Below are 18259 nucleotides of genomic sequence, written 5' to 3' on the forward strand. Positions count from 1 at the left end.
GTCAAACGGAAAAGCGTGTGCCACCTTTGACTCGTGGCACACGCTTTTTCTGTTGAGACGAACGCAGTTGTGCTTTGAGCCTACATTCCGGCGAGTGGCAGGACGGATGCGAGAAGCAGCGTCATGGCCATGCTGGTGAAGCCGAGGACGAGTAGCAACGGGGTCCAACTCTTGAGCGCTTCCGTCTCGGTCAGTCCGCCCATTTTCGCAAAGATCCAAAACCCGCTGTCGTTCATCCAGGAGCCAATCAACGACCCCGCACCGATCGAGGTGGCGATGTAGACGGCATTAAACGGCAATGCGGTGTCACTCACGATCGCGGCGAGCATGCTCGAACCGACAATCATCGCTGCCGTACTCGAACCCTGAGCGACTTTCAGCAACGCGGCTAGTCCGAAGCCGAGAAACAACAGCCCGTAACTTCCGGAGTCTGACCCGCCGAACAGGTCTTGAATGGCTGGCCCGATTTGCGCGGCTTTCAACATTGCACCGAACGAGGCCCCTGCTGCGGTGATCAGAATAATCACGCCCGCGCTCATCAAAGCCACTTCGACCAACTTGGCAAATTCGTCTCGTGAGGGTTTGCGTGTTTTCAGCACAAGCAACATGGCAATGGCCGTCGAGACCAAAAGCGCGAAGTTCGGATTTCCGAAAACGGAAGTGTAAAAGGTCGCGTTGAACCAGAAACCGACCGGGTCAGTTCCATTCGCCTCCGCCAACGCAATACTCGGCTTGGCCAAGGTCGAGGCAATTGTGTGACAGGCAATAAGAATCACCGGCAGCACCACCGGAAGAAGCGAGACAAAAAGCCCTGGCAATCGCTCGTCAGGCAATGGTTCTTGTTCTTCGACGTCGCTGAGTGTTCGCAGTGGAATGTCCATTCGCCGGTCCAGCCAACGCGAGAACGCGATGCCCATGACCGCAGCCGGTAACGCGACAAGTGCTCCCACGCCGATCATCAAACCAAGATCGACGCCCAATGTGGTTGCCATTACCAATGGTCCGGGGGTCGGCGGGACGAGCGTGTGAGTAATCGCTCCACCCGCAGCAATAGCCAGAATACACAGCAAGTAGTTCTTACCCGTCCGTTTGTAGAACGACCGAGCCAATGGAACGAGCAGATAGAAAACTGTGTCGAAGAAGACGGGAACCGCCAGCACGTAGCCACTTCCCATCAACGCCCATGGCGATCGTTTCTCACCAAGCAACCGAAGAAATGCCCGCACGATGCGGTCCGCCGCTCCGCTGTCCATCATGCATTGACCGATGACCGCAGCAAGTCCAATGACAATTCCAATGTTTGCCGCCGCTCCCCCGAAAGCCTCCGCCACGCGACTGATGGAATCGGGAAAGTCTTCGGGGTGGTTGATGCAAGCGAGCAAACTCACTGTGACTGCAGCGGTCAGTAACGCGAGGAAGGCATTGATTCGCAGCCAAATAATCATGCCCAGAACGACGGCAATGCCGATCGCCAGGATGACGAGCGGAGGAATAGACATGGGAAACGCTCCAAGGTGTAGTTCGTCGATGAAATGCGTGTGAGAAATGCCCCGATCCATGCGAAAGGGCGTGCGAGCATCGCATAGACACTATCCGATCGCAAGCGCAGCGGTAGAGTTCAAACTAGGAGAGGCGATTGATAGAATGCGACGGTTCAAGCGTGATGCCTCACAATCCATGCGAAGCCTCGACGTAGAGATCGTGCCCCCCCGAGTAAATTGGAAGAGTCATGCAAAGATTGAGTCTGGCGGCGATTTTCGTGCTAGCCATCGGTTCGGTTGTCTCCGCTGCCGAAACCGCAACGCTTTTGAAACAAATTCGCAACGTGCAAAAGCAAGGGGTCGGAAACGTTACGGCGTCGCAGGCACTCCGCGAATTGGCCGACCAAGAACCAGCCGTCATTCCAACGATTCTCGAAGCGTTTGAAGACGCGAATCCCTTGGCGACGAATTATCTCCGTAGTGCGGTCGAAACCATCGCCGACAAAGCCATCAAGAACGATCAACCACTGCCGACAGCCAAGCTGGTTGAGTTCATCGAGAACAAGCGAAACAACCCGCAGGCACGGAGTCTCGCCTACGACTTGGTCGCGCGAGTCGACACGGAAACGGCGAAAGATCTCGTTCCGGAATTTTTGCAAGACCCAAGTGCTGAGCTTCGCCGAATCTCGGTCGCCGCTCGCATCAATGATGCGAAAGAGATCGACCCCAAGAAATCCGCTGAACAGGCGAAAACAGTTTACCAAGAAGCGCTTTCCGGGGCTGTCGATCGTGATCAAGTCGAGGAAATTGTTGGACCGTTGAAAGAGTTCGGTGTGGACGTCAATCTGCAACAGCACTTCGGGTTTCTCACGAAGTGGAATGTGGTCGGGCCGTTCGAGAACCGAGGCGGCGACGGATTCAATGTGGTCTACCCACCGGAAAAGCAAGTTGATATCGACGCTGAGTACCCCACCGAATACGACTTGCAATACGACAAACCGACCGTGAAATGGCAGGCCGTGTCTACGGATGATGATTATGGCATCGTCGACATTCGCAAGGACCTAACGAATTGGAAAGGGTCGTGCATTTACGCGGTGACGGAGTTCCAATCCGATGCGCCTCAGACCGTACAACTTCGCCTCGGGACGCCGAACGCCTGGAAATTGTGGGTCAACGGCGAAGAGCTATTCGCACGCGAGGAATACCATCGCAGCACTCGCATGGACCAATATCGTGTACCAGCCAATTTCAAAGCCGGTCGAAATGTGATTCTTCTCAAGGTTTGCCAGAACGAACAAACGCAAGACTGGGCACAGAACTATCAGTTCCAAATCCGCGTCAGCGATGGAGCCGGTAGCGCGATTCTGCCGTCGTCGAATACCCAATAACGACCGTCGATCTCTCGCAAGAATGGGCTGACTCAATCGTTTTGTCTTCGTTCTCTCAATCAGTGCAAACTTCCGCAAAGGAAAAACTCCATGCGACTTCATACATTATTGACTCTCTTGGTTCTTGGGTCGGCGACCATTGCTCAGGCCGATTGGCGGCAGTTTCGTGGTAATGATGGCGACGGTGTTGCGGAGGACTCTAAGGCTCCCGCGTCTCTTGAGGAATCCGCTTGGGAAGTCGACTTGCCGGGACGAGGCTTGTCCGGCCCAATTGTGGTGGGGGAGAAAGTCTTCGTGACCGCCAGTAGCGGACCACAACAAGACAAGTTGCACGTGCTATGTTTCGATCAAGAATCCGGCGACCAACTTTGGGAACGCAAGTTCTGGGCAACCGGTCGCACGGGCAGTCACAAGAAGATGTGCAACGCCACACCAACACCGTGCAGCGATGGCGAACACATCTATGCGTTCTTTTCCAGCAACGATCTGATCGCTTTGGATCTCGAAGGCAACTTGCTTTGGTATCGCGGTTTGACCTACGACTACCCGAATGCGAGCAATAGCCTCGGGATGTCGTCTTCGCCAGTTGTCGTGGCTGGCACCGTGGTTTGCCAGGTGGAAAGCGATGCCGAGGCGTTCGCGGTCGGCGTCGATGCCACAACTGGTGAAGAGCGATGGAAGATTGCCCGTCCTCGGAAAGCCAACTGGACTTCCCCCTGCGTCTACGCGGCCGACTCCGATAAGCCATTGGTCTTATTACAGTCCTCAGAAGGATTGACCGCAGTCGAGCCGAAAACAGGGGAGACCGTCTGGCAGTACACGGACGGGGCATCGACGATTCCGTCGTCCGTCGTCTCTGCTGACATCATCTACGTCCCCTCGAACGGCATCACAGCTCTGCGGCCAATTGCGGCTAGTTCGGCTCCGGAGATCACTTGGCAAGAAGGTGGGTTGTCACCGTCCACGCCAAGTCCGCTCGTCTATCAGGGGCGGATTTACACGGTCAATCGGAGTGGCGCACTGACTTGCGCAAACATCGAAACCGGCAAACGGGAATGGCAACTTCGTCTCCGCGGACCATTCAGCTCCACTCCCGTGGCGGCCGATGGCAAACTGTATTTCTTTGGCGAACGCGGTGATGCTCAAATTGTCGAACCTGGTGAAAAACGAGGCAAAGTCGTCTCTGAGAAGAAATTTGATGCAACGTTTCTCGCATCTCCCGCGATCAGTCAGAATGCGGTGTTCGTGCGAAGTGACGAGCATCTTTGGAAGATCAAATAGTTTCAAACAGTTGGTGATTAGAATTGTCGAACTCTGAAGAAAGTCAAAACGAGGGTGCCGCGATTGCTCAGCAACAACCGCCGAGCGAGGATCTGAGTCCCTGGTTCCATACGCTCTACGACTACGATTATCCGCTCTGTTGGCCGACGGTTTTCCAGAACGAAAACCCGGTCGAGATTGATGTCGGTTGCGGTCGCGGTTTGTTCGTTGTGACCGCAAGCGAAGCCAATCCCGATGTGAACTATGTCGGAGTTGAAATCGACTATCGGGAAGCGCGTCGCGGTGCGAAACGTTTGAAGAAACGGGAGCAGCCCAACGCCCGAATCGTCGGCGGAGATGTCGAAACCTTCTTCCGGAAGTACGTGCCAGCACATTCTGTTGATGCGGTGCACGTTTACTTTCCGGATCCCTGGTGGAAACGGAAACACCGCTCGCGGCGAGTGTTCAATGACAAGTTTCTCGACTTGGCGGTGCGGGTGCTGAAGCCCAACGGATTCCTGCATTCTTGGACCGATGTCGAAGAGTATTTCGGCGTGATCACATCGCTCGTCGATCACGATACTCGTTTCCAGAACTTGCCGACGCCGGTCGAAAAGTCACCCGAGCACGATATGGATTACCGCACAAGCTACGAACGAAAAAAACGGAAAGCCGGATTGCCCATTTACCGTGCCCAATGGCAACTGGTCAGCAACGAATAACGAAGGCCGATCATAATGAAACTCGAACACCTGGCGTTGAACGTTCCCGAACCGAACGAAATGGGCCGTTGGTACGTGTCGCATCTCGGTTTGACCGTCCAACGAAAGCAAGTGGAACCGCCGTACGGTCACTTTCTGGCGGATGACAGCGGTACCGTGATGATCGAAATCTATCGCAACCCGGATGCCGACATGCCCGACTACGCCGGGCTCGATCCGTTCGCCTTCCATCTGGCGTTTCTGTCGAATGATGTCACCGCCGATACCAAGCGGTTGGCAGATGCTGGTGCGTCGGTGTATCGCGAACCGCAAGACGTCGGTGGCGGAGACGAAGTGTCGATGCTGCGTGACCCCTGGGGCGTGCCAATTCAGTTGGTTCGCCGTGGAAAATCCATGATCTGAAACGGTGCTGTCGTCTCACCGGGATTGTTTGAACCACCGTTTCTTAAGGAACGACCACGCCACGATTCCGACGATCGCTCCGACCGCGTCGGCAATCCAATCTCGCCAGTCTCCGGAACGGGTGGGGATGGGTATTTGCGTAAGTTCATCAAATGCGGCGTAGGACACACAAACGAAAAACACCTTCAACACTGAAGTTGTACCGCCGACCGAAAGCCATGCTGCCAATAAAAATGACAGCCCGGTGTAAAACGCGAAGTGGGCAATTTTGTCGGCGTGCGGGATAGAACTGGGGGTATCCGGCATCGGCACGTGCGTGAGCGAGAACACACCGATCCAGTAGATCAGCACGACCCATTTCAGCCACCCCGGACGCCAATAACTTTTCGCTATGGCGTCCGGGGTTTTCTTAGTCTCGCTCATCGTTTTTCGGGTGGAAGAAGTCGAATTTCATTCATGTCGACCGGGTCGTTTCCTTGATATGTGCTCATGGCTTCGAGCACGGTTGGGTCGATGCTTTTTGACAATGCCTGCACGCTGCCATCGGCGAATGCCGCATTGAAGACGAGGTCAAACTGCGAGCCAATTCCGTCAGGACCATCCACGTACGGTTGTTTCTTGAACCCACGAATCGTCGCCGACCCGCCCGCTGACCACGGTCCGAACGGTTCGCTGGCTTCAGAGATCATCAAGGTCTGGCTTGTACCGTCGCCAGTGCTGATGTCATCCAAGGAAACCTTGCGGTCGTACCCAAAGACCCCCGCCCGTGCATGACCAGCGGGAAGCGTTTCGCAGTCTTTGCCGTAGCCGGTAATTCCGACGTAATGCGTGGGTGCGACCACGTCCGTTGGGCTAGCGGCGGGGTTGATCAAGGTTGGGATCTGGACTTCCGAGAACGGTTTGTTGGCATCCGAGTCCCAGGCTTCCTTCTGTTTGAGACTCCGGAAGACGGCCTCTTGGTCGAGAAACGTTAAAATGCTGACGATCCAGCTCATCCGTTGAGTGGGTCTAAGTTCGTCATTGGGCAAAGTCCCACGGGGCAGTTCTTCATCATGTGTGGAGGCGTAGTTCATTGTCGCCAGAGAAAGGTTCTGAAGGTTGTTTCTCGACTGCGCTAATCGCGCTGCGTTTCTTGCTGCTTGGATAGCCGGTAGCAAGACCGCGATTCCGACAGCGGTGCCGCCGATAATCGCGACACCGGTCGGGTCGGTGGCGGCTCCGCGGGAAAGTTGTCGGTAGCCCCCCTCGACTTTTTCGACGGTCGTCATTGTCGGGAATAGCGAGTGAACCACGAGTTCGGCGGGCGGCAGGTCGACGACATCCAACGGGATTTCCACGTCACGCGGAAACATCCCCGATTCTCGCAGCCCGAGCTTGATAAATCCGGTCACCGGTGGCAGCAAGCTCGCTATAATTTGGTATGCCGGTCGCACGTCTAAACCGACCATCCCATCGAATTCTTTCGGAAGATTTTTCGTTGTCTGGGGAGGGAAGTCCGTCGCGGACCAGCTGGGAAGTTTTCCCTCCTGACGCAATAAAAACGCTTCCACCGCTTGCGGGAGATTCCCACCCACGAGCCAATCTTCTCCCACAGCGAAGGCCATTAGCGGCGAGTCTTGTCCGGGGGTGAGACCAATCGTCACTTCGATAATCTCGTAGCCGCGGACTTTGGTTTCTCGCAGCCGCATCACGCCGTTGGGGATTCTCGCCGCGATCGCGCGGAGCATTTTTCGCAAGCCCGTTTGAACCGTCTTACGATTCTCCAAGGAAAACGCGAACGTGTATGCCTGGCTGAATGCCGCTTGGTTGTCGTCAAGGTAGAAGCAACTCTTGTCTCCTAGGCCATCGAGGAAGTCACGTCGAACATCGAATTCGATTCCATCGGTGGCTTGTTCGATGAATTCTTCGAACTGCTGTCTCGGTTCGTCTGGAAGGAACTCGATCAGATCACGCGTCATTCTGGTCGACGCGTCGGCCATCGCAGACCAATCGGCCGTACCCGCTTGAAAGCGAGTCACATTGGCCGGCAGCTTGGGAATGTCACTAAGCGTGAGTTTGCCCTTCGTTTGGCCCAATGCAAACAATCCGCGTGGCTGTCCGCGATACTCAATGAACCGGTCTGACCAGACGGCTTCACCATCGATTCCCGATTGCACAACGATCGCCCCCAGACCATCCAAACCAAGTACCGCGAGCAAATCACCGACCCGACGCGGTTGACCGTTGTTATCAGGAGCAGATTCCGGAATTGGGAAACCGGAAAACATCTGAAACACTTTGTCGACTTCGAACCACATCAAGTTCGTGCGGGTGAAAGTTTCCGGACGTCGGCCGAATTTCTTCCACAACGGATGAGATTGCAAATTCTCGGCGTTGCCTGAGGAAACAGCGGCGGTTTGTCGGACGGCGTCGAAACCCGCAGCAATGACAAGGTGTGTTCCCTTCGTCCACCAACCCAGTTCAACGCCCGGTGTGCCAGGCACAGGAATGATGCCGGACGTGACTTTCTGCCCGGCGATCTCTTGTGTCGTAAATTCGATGCCCTCTTGAGCGGCGACTCCCTGAATCGCCGGGCCGATTAACCGCTCCAAGTCGGCGGCTTGATGGAGGACAATCGTTAAACTGGGAATCGGTGGTTGGCCGGGTTTGGGAAGCGAAACCCCAAACGACAAACCGTTCTGCTCCACTTGTCGAAGCGATCGCAGCACCGGACCAGCTGCCGGGCCTGCACTGAGAAGCACATCAACAACGGCTTTTCGCACGGTTGGCAACAGCCCCGATTTTTCGAAGGCACGGTAAGCTGCGGTGGCTTTTAGAACGTCCTGGTGGGCCGCACTGCCGTCACATTGAGCAAATAAGACCGAGCCTTGTGGGATGAGAGTCTCCGGCGAAACTGGCTCAGCAACTTCTTGCCGATCGGACGATTGTGTTTGCTGGGCAAACGGGGCGGTGCTACTCCAGATCAATCCGATGAGTGCCACCGCGAGGAATGCCCAGGCGATTCGTGTTTGTTGACCCGTCATGTTCGATGCTCCGTCCTTGCGTGCGAATGCGTCAGGTGAAGAGGGATTTCCAACGTCGCCGATGATAGCGAATTTTTCGTGCGGTGGTACAATCCGATGAAACTTTGTTTCAGCAAAATCCCATCCCGTTGACTGACTCGCAGAGATAGAGGAATGACCATGCCTAAGCGAAAATCGCAGGATAGTTCGGAGTCCGTGGACGACGTCGATTTCGCGATCTCCGTTCCTGCGGGAAGCGATGGGACAGTGACGGCTCGGAAAGCCGGTGGGATCGCCGACCTGGAATTATCCATCTCGCCAGTGGAACTCGGCGAGAAAAAGGCGATGCAGAATCTCAATAAGGCGATCAACTTGGCGTTGAAGTCGGACTTCATCGAGACCGATCTCGACGACATCTACAAAGGGGCCCGAATCTACGACGGTGCCGTGCGGATCATGCATGTGGACTACATCGGCTTGGGGGACGGAATCTTCGCCAATGTGGGAAAGACGGCCCGGTCGTTTTCGCTCACTTTCAAAGGACCAGACGCCGGTTCGCCCGAGGGGAAGGAGTTGATCAACAAAAACGGCGGCGGGGCCATCAGCGGCATGCTGAATTTGCTGGGGCGAAAACTCAACTTCCTCCAAGAATTCGAAGACAAAGTTCCGATGTATACCGAGCAAATGCTTGACCGGCTCGAAGCCAAACGGGTCATCACGGACTGGAACCGCGACGAGTGGGAAATTGGGACAACGTTCATCGGTTTGGACATCACGCTAACGCCACGTATGCCAAACGATGAAGACGAGTAACCTCATCATTCGGCGATCGCAGGCGGCAGCGAATCAGTGTGGGATGCGGGACGTGGTTTGTCCGTCTTTCGCGAATGCTGAGCGCGAGACAAGTTGAGCGGATCGTCATTGGCGGCGAGGCCATTCACGATCTGTTGCAACCGTTGAATATGTGTTTCTAAGCGTTTGAGTCCGTCAATCTCCGTTTGGAAGTCGACATTGGAGCGTTCACGAAATCCTTGGCGGAGTTGCCCCACCGTATCCGTCACAGAATCGCCTGCCACAATTGGCCGAGCGGTGTTAGACACATACAGCGATTGTCCCAATGGAGTCAGTGAATCGGTAGGAACGGATACCAACTGGATTCGACCGAAAGCGGATGAAGTTTCTTCCGGCGTGTTTCCACTTGCGTGCACGGTTCCGTCGGGCTGAATGACGAGTTCAACGTCATCACTTGGGACGTGCACGCGGGGTTCCAGATGCCAAAACGCACTGCCAATCCGCACGCCCAATAGACCATCGTGGATCGAAAATCGACCGCTGCGTGTGACGCAAATTTCCTCGCCATATTGCACTTGAAACCATCCCGCTCCCTCGATCGCCACGTTCCAAGGTGAGGACGATTTCTCGAGTTCCCCGTTGGAAAAATCGACTCGGGTTTCCGTCAACGAGCTTCCGGCTCCGAGGTAGACATTGGCCGACGGTGACTGGTAGGCGGCATCTCGCCAGATCAACTCCAGACGTTTGAAACCGGGGGTGAGCGAATTGGCGATATTGTTCGCGACGACACGATGAGCAAGACGCAAGTCGTGCAGACTCTTTTCGATGACATTGGCCGATTCCAACGGTGCCGCTTGGGTCACGCTAGATAAGCTTCGCGGCGGTTCCGGCAGGAACAATGGATCGGGGGGCGGGGACGACGGGAAGGGGAGATCAGCGTTGTCCTTCGGAGCGGCGGGAGAGAAATCGATCGACCGCCGCAGTTTCAAGATCTCCCGTGCAGCGTCGATGGGCAAGTCTTTTAATTCTGATCGCCAAACTTCTAGCTCGGCGGACGTTGGTTCATCGATTTCCTGCTGAAGGAGTTCGTCGAACGGCGAGGGCTGGTCGATCGTCTTTGGCTCACCATGTGGTGGCGGAACCAAGTGTTCCGGTGGAATCGGCGTGGGAGCCAATCGTGGAGCTGGAAACGAAGGCGACGCCTGAGCCATGACGATCGAGCCCGACTGAGAACTGGCAACCGTCTCCCAGCGAGCCTCCGACGTTAGGGCAACGTCCTCGACTTCGGGAAGTTCCTCTTGGTTCGCAGGTACCTCAATCGCCTGGGCAACTGCCGCTTCGGTCGCGACCAACTCGGTGACCGTCGGTTGCGACAAGTCCGCTCGATGGTTGATGAAAACCGCGGCTGCGAAGCCGGCAATCGCCGTCATTGCGTAGCCAATCCGATGCATCATCCGTGTCATCGCCATCAAAATTCCCCGCCTGAGAATCATCGTTCGGTGCAATGATCGGAAGATAGTGGGAATCGGGTGGTTTGGGCAAGATCAGTCGAGGATGAACCGGGTGCCGTCCTATCTCCTCTGGCTGACACCGTCTCTTGATGATGTCGCAGTCAGTCTGACAGCTTTGGGTTTTGCCGAAGTGATTTGCGTTGCGACCGTTGTTTCTTCGCCTTGAGTCGCCGCTCTTTCGCGCCGCGGGAGGGTCGGGTTCGTTTCCGTTTCTTCGGGGGATCGACGACGCCGTCGATCATCTCGCTGAGTTTGTCGTAGCAGTCGCCGACATTTCTCGCTTGATCACGATACCGTTCGCTCGCAATGATGAGTTCACCGTCGTTGGTCATCCGAGACCGCCATTGTTGCACGAAACGCTCGCGGATACGTTCCGGCAGACTTTCCGATTCACTGACTGGCCAACGCAGTTGCACTTTGGTGTTCACTTTGTTGACGTTCTGACCGCCGGGGCCGGAACTCCGGACGTAATTCAGTTCGAATTCCGAGGTCGGGATTTCGAGACCCGGCCGAACAATGACGGCAGGATCGTCGCGTGTGTGGCTGTGACGAGGCATGGCTGATTTTCTTTCTCTGTGGCAACGCATTCGGAAACAATACGCCGACGGAGTAGCGATCGGTGTTGGTCCCATCTAAACTGAACGTGGCCGTTCTCACTCCATGGTGGCGTATGTTATTCCCTTCTATGCGACAAGTCCGCCAAAAATTCACCGCAACTCGGGTGGATAACGTGGAGGCAGAGACTGATCGGCAACTTCAAACCCTCGGTCTTTCACGGGTTATATCGCCGGGACAGACGGTCGCGATTCCAGCCGGTAGTCGAGGAATCGCCAATATCGACTGCATATTGCGGACCATTGTTCGACATTTTCAAAATCTCGGTGCGAAACCCTTCATTGTTCCCGCGATGGGAAGCCATGGCGGAGGAACAGTCGCTGGGCAAACCTCAATTCTAACAGGTTACGGCATCACCGAGGATTTTTTGGGGACGGAAATCCGTGCCTCGATGGAGACCGTGATTGTCGATCGGACGCCGCAAGGCATTCCCGTTCATTTTGATCGCCACGCCTACGAAGCCGATCATGTCTTCATCTGCGGACGGATCAAACCCCATACCGGATTCGTAGGTGAGATCGAGTCCGGATTGCACAAGATGATGCTGATTGGTCTCGGCAAGCACGAGGGAGCGAAGATTTACCATCGGGCGATCCAAGCCTACAGTTTTATGGAGATTATTCAGTCAGTCTCGGATGTCGTATTGGAAAAGTGTGGCGTCATCGGCGGATTGGCGATCGTTGAGAATGCATTCGACGAAACCGGCCGACTGGAGGCCGTCGCTCCCGACGACTTTCTGACTCGTGAGATCGAGCTTCTGAAGTTGGCTCGTGAATGGATGCCTCAACTTCCTTTCCGTGAGGCGGATTTGCTGATTGTGGAACGGATTGGCAAAGATATCTCTGGAACTGGCATGGACACGAATATCGTGGGCCGAAAGTTCAACGACCACGCCGCGACCGAAGGCGATGACACGCGAATCAAGCGGATTTTCGTTCGAGACTTGTCGGACGGTACGCACGGCAACGGGACTGGAATTGGAATCGCCGAATTTGCCAGTCAGAGAGCGTTGTCTCGTGTGGACTGGAATATCACCCGGATCAACGCGATCACCGGTGGGCATCCAACCGCGGCGATGGTCCCGTTGGCTTGGGAAACCGAACGCGAGACGCTCGAACACGCGTTGCAAACCATCGGACTTGTCGAACCGCATGAGGCAAAAGTCATGCGGATTTACGATACCTTGCACCTCGAGAATGTTTGGGTCAGCGAAGCCTACGCGGATGAACTTTTGAATCGTGACGATCTGGAGTTGATTGACAGACCGACACCAATGCGATTCGACGCCGCCGGAAATCTTGAGCCCGTGTCGGCCGAAAAGCTCATCAAATCTTAACAATTCGTCCATTGAATAATCTTCGGCAACCGATAGTCTGTCGATCGTCGAACTGAAGTCAAAGAAGAACCAGTCGCCCCGAACACTGGTTAAAATCCTACACCACACGGAAAAACAGCGATGAAACTCCCGAACACGCTCAACTGGGCCGGTAAATTGCTCGGCACAACATTGGTTCTGCTCGCGATTGGTTGTGGCGGTAGCAATCAAACTGATGAAGAAAACGGTGACGCCAGCGCGATCGGCGAAGCTCTCAAAGGTGAAATCACCATTGATGGCTCCAGCACCGTTGCCCCGATCAGTGGTGTTGCCAAAGAGCAGTTCAACAAAGAATACAAGAACGTCAACATCAAGTTGAGCATCACCGGAACGGGGGATGGTTTCAAACGTTTCTCCGCTGGCGAAACGGATGTCTCGAACGCTTCTCGTCCGATCAAGGAATCGGAATTCAAACTCTGCCAGGAAAACAACGTTGAGTTCATTGAGATTCCAGTGGCGTATGACGGGTTAACGATCGTCGTCAATACGCAGAACGATTGGGCTGACGAAATCACCGTGGAACAACTCAAGACCATCTTCAGTGCTGAGACCGCACCGAAGACATGGAAGGACGTCAACGAAGATTGGCCGGACGAAGAACTGAAAATCTACGCTCCCGGAACTGAGTCAGGAACATTTGACTACTTTAATGAGGTTGTTCTCGAAGATGCCAAAATGCGAAGCGACTTCTCACCCAGTGCCGATGACAACACCCTCGTTAACGGCGTGAAAGGCAATAAATCGGCGATTGGATTCTTTGGGGCTTCCTACTACTTCAACAACGAAGACTCACTCAAAGCCCTCGCTGTGGTGAATCCGGAAACGAAAGAAGCCGTGTTGCCATCAGCCGCCACTATTGAAAGCGGTGAATACGCTCCGTTTAGTCGTCCGCTGTTCATCTACGTCAAAAAGGCGTCGATGGATCGTCCGGAAGTTAAGTTGTTCGTCAAATTCTACCTCGATCACGCTGCCGAGATGGCAAAAGAAGTCTTCTATGTGCCACTTCCAAAAACGGTTTATGAATCCGCGACGAAGCACGTGAACGGCAAAAAGGTGGGGACACACTACTTGACCGAAGCTGGCGAAAAACGCAAAGGTTCGGTGACGGATATCTATCAAGAAGAGAATCTGGTCACCGAACTCGACTAACGGATCGGTCGCTTGCTGAGTTTGAATTTGAGAGTGGCATGCGTCTTTGAGTGTTGCCACTCTCGAACTCTTTTTCCGACCGATGTGACTCTATGTGACGTACGATTGGCTCGATGGCTTACGAAGTACCGCTCCGAAAAGCAGAATATCAGCCGGCAATTCTGCGGGCACGTCAGGCCCGGCGATGGCGTGAAACCGGTGTCTTGACCGGGTTGGTGGGGGCGGCCGCATTTTCCGTTCTCACAACGGTCGCCATCATTGGGATTCTCTTCGCGCAGAGCGTGCATTTCTTCCGAATGCCCGAAGTCACGGTGAGCGAGTTCTTCTTCACCGCCAAGTGGCCGGTTTTGATTGGCTCAGACGACAACTACGGCATTTGGCCGCTCATTTGCGGTTCGTTGTTGGTGACGCTCATCGCGATGGCGGTTGCGTTGCCACTCGGACTGGTGACCGCGATTTACCTCAGCGAATACGCCCCGCGAAAACTTCGTTCGGTTCTGAAACCAACGCTCGAAGTCCTCGCCGGCATTCCCACCGTGGTGTATGGTTTCTTCGCACTGACGTTTATCACACCAATGATCCTGCAGAAGATTGACCCATCATTCAACGGGTTCAACGCCGCTAGTGCCGGAATTGCAGTTGGGATTCTTTGTCTGCCCATTGTGACATCACTGACCGAAGACGCATTGCAATCCGTCCCTCGTAGTTTGCGAGAAGGAGCCTACGGTTTGGGGGGGACGAAACTCGATGTCTCCGTGCGTGTCGTATTACCTGCGGCGTTGTCCGGATTGATCTCAGCCACGTTGCTCGCGTTCGCTCGGGCGATGGGTGAAACGATGATCGTGGCGTTGGCCGCCGGACAGCTTCCCCAAGTGACGTTCGACCCACGTGACCAAATTGAAACGATGACGGGATTCATGGTGCGGGCAGCCAAAGGGGATATTGAGCACACGGGAGCAGCGTACTATTCGCTTTACGCGGTCGCCGGGACATTGTTCATCATTACATTTGCCCTGACCGTGCTCGGTCAGTTGATTCGGCGACGGTTCCGGGAGGAATACCGATGACACCTGCGATTCTCTCGGATCCTCAGAAACGCCAAGATTCTCTTCGCTCGACCACTGTCCGACAGTGGAAGAACCGGTTGTTCGTGTATTTCTGCACGGTCGTGGCAGGGGCATCCGTGCTAATCCTGCTGGTCTTGCTGGGAGCGATTTTCGCTCAGGGCATGCACTTCCTTGACTGGGACTTTCTTACGTCGCCAGCCAGCATGAAGCCCACGGAAACGGGTGTGGCGACCGGTTTGGTGGGAACTTTGCTTGTGTGCGGCGTGTGTGCCATATGCACATTGCCTTTGGGAGTCGCGACGGCGATCTTTCTGGAAGAATACCAACCACGGTCCCCGTTCTTTCGGAATCTTCGAAGCTTCATTCAGTTGAACATCACGAATTTGGCTGGTGTGCCGTCAGTTGTGTACGGGATTCTCGGTTTGACGGCATTCGTCAATCTGTTTGGTCTCGCTGGAAGTTTGGATCAACCAGCGTTTGAAGTTGGCGCGACTCACTACTATCAGTTTTTGAACGAAGAACCACGAATTGTGCGGATTCCCGTTGCCAGTTCGGCCCAAGATTCACCGGAACTGGAAACCGGAATGTTGGCATACACCGGAAGTGGCCGACGCGTCAGATTAAACGTGATTGCAGCTGACGCGAATTGGCCCGATGATCCGAAGTTGGCTGCCAGAACACTGAGGATCGGCGAAACCGGGGGGCTTCAGACCGAAACGAGTTGGTACCATTTCCGATTGCCATTTGGTCGCAGCGTGTTGGCGATCGGGTTAACCCTGATGTTGGTGGTGCTGCCAATTTTGATTACGGCTTCGCAGGAAGCGCTTCGTTCGGTGCCGTTTTCCTTGCGGGAAGGTGCTTTTGGTCTTGGGGCGACGCGTTGGCAAACGATCCGAAATGTGACCCTGCCCGCGGCGATTCCTGGTATCATGACCGGTTCCATTATTGCAATGAGCCGGGCAATCGGCGAAGCCGCACCGATCGTCATTATTTCCGGTGTGACGTCTCAGACGGTGATGGCACATAGTCTAATGAGTGACAGTCCGGTGCTTCCGCTACAAATCTTCTATTGGTCGGGTCAAGCTATTCAAGAATTTCATGATGTCGCCGCATCGGGCATTATTGTACTGTTAGGGGTGTTGTTGTTGTTCAATGCAGCAGCGGTCATTCTTCGCCAGAAATTGCAAAAGCCCTTGTCGTAACGGTAACGGACTTGAACTCCGAAAGAGTTTTTTTCGATGACGACTTCGCAACCGAACGAGCCAATGAACAAGCCTTCGCTCTCACCATCTCAAACCGCGATCAGTTCGGTTGAAGCGTCGAACGGGGTTGATGAGTCTTCACGCAGAAGTGGAGCGCTCAACAACATGTCGCAGGCCTTGAAAACGAACTCGCAAGCCCCGCAGACTGAAGAAACCGAACTCGCGTTGGCTGTCGAAGTCCGCGACTTCAATGCGTGGTATGGCGATTTCCATGTGCTACACAATATTCACATGAAGATCCCCGAGAAGCGAGTGACGGCATTTATCGGGCCAAGTGGTTGTGGAAAAAGTACGTTCCTGCGGTGGATCAACCGGATGAACGACACGGTCGACGGTGCTCACGCCAAAGGACATCTGAAACTGCATGATTTGGATTTGCTCGACCGACGCACCGACGTGGTCGATTTGCGGCGTCGGGTGGGCATGGTCTTCCAAAAGCCCAATCCTTTCCCGAAAACTATTTACGACAATATCGCCTTTGGCCCACGTCTACACATGAAGGTGGCTAAGTCCGAAATGGACGAATTGGTCGAGTGGTCTTTGAAGAAGGCCGCTCTGTGGACGGAGGTCAAGAACCGGTTACATACATCTGCCCTGGGTTTGTCGGGCGGCCAGCAGCAGCGTTTGTGTATCGCTCGCGCAATCGCCATTGGTCCCGAAGTGCTCTTGATGGATGAGCCGGCCTCCTCGCTCGACCCGAAGAGCGCGGCTGCCATCGAGGACCTGATCTCGGAACTTCGCCAAGAGTATACGATTGTCATCGTGACTCACAGCATGCAGCAAGCCGCCCGAACCAGCGACTACACCGCGTTCTTGTACGAAGGCCAACTGATTGAGTTCGGTCCGACTCAAAAAATCTTCACGAATCCCGATCGCGAAGAAACGGAAAACTATATCACCGGTCGATTTGGATGATTCTTGTTGATCGATTGAGTTTTCTGGTTAGGTTTTCAAATTCCGAGCGTCTTAAACGGTGAGATTCGGAAATTTCGAATAGGTCCGAGTTGGAGATGGTCGGCGGTATCGATCCGATCTGGCGATCGGATCAGACATGACACAACAACACACTGAATTCGGGGCGGCTTCGGTCGAGTCCATCTATGTCAGTTTGTCGAAAGAACTTTGGGCGATTTTCTACGCGCATTGCAACGAGTCGGAGTTAGCTTACGACGCCGTTCAGGAAGTTTTCGCACGGTTGCAGCAGCAAGACCGTTCAACCATCCGGGATGTGAAATCTTGGCTGGTGCGTGTGGGACGGAATTGGCTCAGAGACTTCGCTCGCCATCAAAAAATTGCGGCTAAGTCGGTGGATTTCCTGGATGGAACACCGGGCGAAAACCAACCTCCGAGTGAAAGTCTGCTCAATCAAGAGCAACACGCGATTGTTCGTCAAACGCTGGCTGAAATGTCGTCCGAAGACCGATCCGTGTTGGTGTTCCGTTACTCATTGGGCTGGTCATCGCAGAAAATTGCGGATGAGTTAGAAACGACTGCGTCGGCTGTGGATATGCGATTATCTCGGGCACGGAAACGACTGCGTCGTCTCTTGGAACAAGCAGGGGTGGATTCGACATGACTTCTTCAACGGGGAAAAGTTGGAACGACGATCAAGTCGATGAGCTATTGACCAAGTTCTACACTCAGGAAACCCCAGCGGCTTTTCGCTGTCAATCTGCCCACACAGAGCGAGCGGAAGTGGCGCGTCGTAAGCGTGGGCCGAAGAACCATCTGGTCGTGGCCGGTTTGGTGGTTCTATGTACGGCTACAGCCGGATGGTTGACATGGTCGTCCTGGCAGTCTGTGGGTTCCACAGTTGCACTGCCGATGGAAGAACCGTCCCAGTCGCCCCCATCACCAACCTCAACGGCGATTCGTGACGCACAGGAAAGCACGCCAGTTGAGACGATTCACCGTATTGAACCTGCTCGCCTGACCGATTCGGAAACCCATCCCGGTTCGGAACTACCGGAATGGGAAATCCAGGTGTTTCCCATCGACGAGGAGAAGCCAAGGCCCCCGATTAAGTCACCCGCAGTTGCCGAACCGGCTGTGCGACGATCATCCCGCTGATCAAAAACTCGCTGGGAATCCCACTTTACGCTTTCAATCGGTGCGTCGTCTTCCCTATGATCTATGGTGTTTACACCTATAATCTATGGTGTGAACCGGGCGTCTGCCCGCGCGTACTCATTCGGATCGGCGTTCAAGCCGAGTGAATGACACTAGGTTT

At 54.6% G+C, this 18259-nt stretch carries 17 protein-coding genes; 12 read left to right on the plus strand and 5 right to left on the minus strand.

Annotated features, from left to right (window positions below; all coding sequences use genetic code 11):
- Window positions 1–80 precede the first annotated feature (80 nt).
- Window positions 81–1499 (minus strand): GntP family permease, encoded by a 1419-nt coding sequence (locus G6R38_RS13305; protein ID WP_166825951.1) that lies wholly within the window; start codon window positions 1497–1499, stop codon window positions 81–83.
- A 230-nt stretch (window positions 1500–1729) separates the two neighbouring features.
- On the opposite strand from G6R38_RS13305, the gene G6R38_RS13310 reads away from it, so the two are divergent.
- The 4 genes from G6R38_RS13310 (at window position 1730) to G6R38_RS13325 (ending at window position 5256) form a co-directional block, all read left to right on the plus strand.
- Window positions 1730–2872, plus strand: coding sequence for a HEAT repeat domain-containing protein (locus G6R38_RS13310; protein ID WP_166825954.1), 1143 nt, complete (start codon window positions 1730–1732; stop codon window positions 2870–2872).
- A gap of 90 nt (window positions 2873–2962) precedes the next feature.
- On the plus strand, window positions 2963–4153 hold the full coding sequence (locus G6R38_RS13315) for an outer membrane protein assembly factor BamB family protein (protein WP_166825957.1): 1191 nt from the start codon (window positions 2963–2965) through the stop codon (window positions 4151–4153).
- Between the two features lie 23 nt (window positions 4154–4176).
- Complete coding sequence (trmB, locus tag G6R38_RS13320; RefSeq protein ID WP_240928188.1) at window positions 4177–4854, plus strand: tRNA (guanosine(46)-N7)-methyltransferase TrmB; 678 nt, start codon at window positions 4177–4179, stop codon at window positions 4852–4854.
- A gap of 15 nt (window positions 4855–4869) precedes the next feature.
- The gene (locus G6R38_RS13325; RefSeq protein WP_166825961.1) at window positions 4870–5256 is read left to right on the plus strand and encodes a VOC family protein; all 387 of its coding nucleotides are present in this window, start codon (window positions 4870–4872) and stop codon (window positions 5254–5256) included.
- Window positions 5257–5271: 15 nt separating this feature from the next.
- On the opposite strand, the gene G6R38_RS13330 is transcribed toward G6R38_RS13325, so the two are convergent.
- Both G6R38_RS13330 and G6R38_RS13335 read right to left on the minus strand, forming a co-directional pair.
- Entirely contained in the window at window positions 5272–5679 is a 408-nt protein-coding gene (locus G6R38_RS13330) for a VanZ family protein (RefSeq protein ID WP_166825964.1), read from the minus strand.
- Complete coding sequence (locus G6R38_RS13335) at window positions 5676–8279, minus strand: DUF1559 family PulG-like putative transporter (protein WP_166825967.1); 2604 nt, start codon at window positions 8277–8279, stop codon at window positions 5676–5678. Before G6R38_RS13335 ends, G6R38_RS13330 begins: the two co-directional genes overlap by 4 nt.
- A gap of 159 nt (window positions 8280–8438) precedes the next feature.
- Between G6R38_RS13335 and G6R38_RS13340 the strand changes: the two genes are divergently transcribed.
- On the plus strand, window positions 8439–9071 hold the full coding sequence (locus tag G6R38_RS13340) for a hypothetical protein (RefSeq protein WP_166825970.1): 633 nt from the start codon (window positions 8439–8441) through the stop codon (window positions 9069–9071).
- Window positions 9072–9076: 5 nt separating this feature from the next.
- On the opposite strand, the gene G6R38_RS13345 is transcribed toward G6R38_RS13340, so the two are convergent.
- Entirely contained in the window at window positions 9077–10519 is a 1443-nt protein-coding gene (locus G6R38_RS13345) for a flagellar hook basal-body protein (protein ID WP_166825973.1), read from the minus strand.
- 143 nt (window positions 10520–10662) lie between these two features.
- Window positions 10663–11118 carry an alternative ribosome rescue aminoacyl-tRNA hydrolase ArfB gene (gene arfB, locus G6R38_RS13350; protein WP_166825976.1) on the minus strand — a complete coding sequence of 152 codons (456 nt, stop codon included), beginning with the start codon at window positions 11116–11118 and terminating at the stop codon, window positions 10663–10665.
- A 113-nt stretch (window positions 11119–11231) separates the two neighbouring features.
- Between arfB and G6R38_RS13355 the strand changes: the two genes are divergently transcribed.
- The 7 genes from G6R38_RS13355 to G6R38_RS13385 all read left to right on the plus strand — a co-directional run bounded on the left by G6R38_RS13355 (window position 11232) and on the right by G6R38_RS13385 (window position 18099).
- Complete coding sequence (locus tag G6R38_RS13355) at window positions 11232–12512, plus strand: lactate racemase domain-containing protein (protein ID WP_166825979.1); 1281 nt, start codon at window positions 11232–11234, stop codon at window positions 12510–12512.
- Between the two features lie 120 nt (window positions 12513–12632).
- The gene (locus G6R38_RS13360; RefSeq protein ID WP_166825984.1) at window positions 12633–13700 is read left to right on the plus strand and encodes a PstS family phosphate ABC transporter substrate-binding protein; all 1068 of its coding nucleotides are present in this window, start codon (window positions 12633–12635) and stop codon (window positions 13698–13700) included.
- A gap of 113 nt (window positions 13701–13813) precedes the next feature.
- Window positions 13814–14767, plus strand: coding sequence for a phosphate ABC transporter permease subunit PstC (gene pstC / locus G6R38_RS13365; protein WP_166825989.1), 954 nt, complete (start codon window positions 13814–13816; stop codon window positions 14765–14767).
- Complete coding sequence (locus tag G6R38_RS13370; RefSeq protein WP_166825992.1) at window positions 14764–15969, plus strand: PstA family ABC transporter permease; 1206 nt, start codon at window positions 14764–14766, stop codon at window positions 15967–15969. Before pstC ends, G6R38_RS13370 begins: the two co-directional genes overlap by 4 nt.
- Window positions 15970–16134: 165 nt before the next feature.
- Window positions 16135–16944: a phosphate ABC transporter ATP-binding protein PstB gene (pstB, locus tag G6R38_RS13375; RefSeq protein ID WP_206028588.1), complete on the plus strand. Its 810-nt coding sequence runs from the start codon at window positions 16135–16137 to the stop codon at window positions 16942–16944.
- Window positions 16945–17080: 136 nt separating this feature from the next.
- Window positions 17081–17605 (plus strand): RNA polymerase sigma factor, encoded by a 525-nt coding sequence (locus G6R38_RS13380; RefSeq protein WP_166825998.1) that lies wholly within the window; start codon window positions 17081–17083, stop codon window positions 17603–17605.
- On the plus strand, window positions 17602–18099 hold the full coding sequence (locus G6R38_RS13385; RefSeq protein WP_166826001.1) for a hypothetical protein: 498 nt from the start codon (window positions 17602–17604) through the stop codon (window positions 18097–18099). The genes G6R38_RS13380 and G6R38_RS13385 overlap by 4 nt, the downstream gene beginning before the upstream one ends.
- Window positions 18100–18259: the final 160 nt, after the last annotated feature.

The organism is Thalassoroseus pseudoceratinae, from assembly GCF_011634775.1.
Classification (GTDB): Bacteria; Planctomycetota; Planctomycetia; order Planctomycetales; family Planctomycetaceae; genus Thalassoroseus; species Thalassoroseus pseudoceratinae.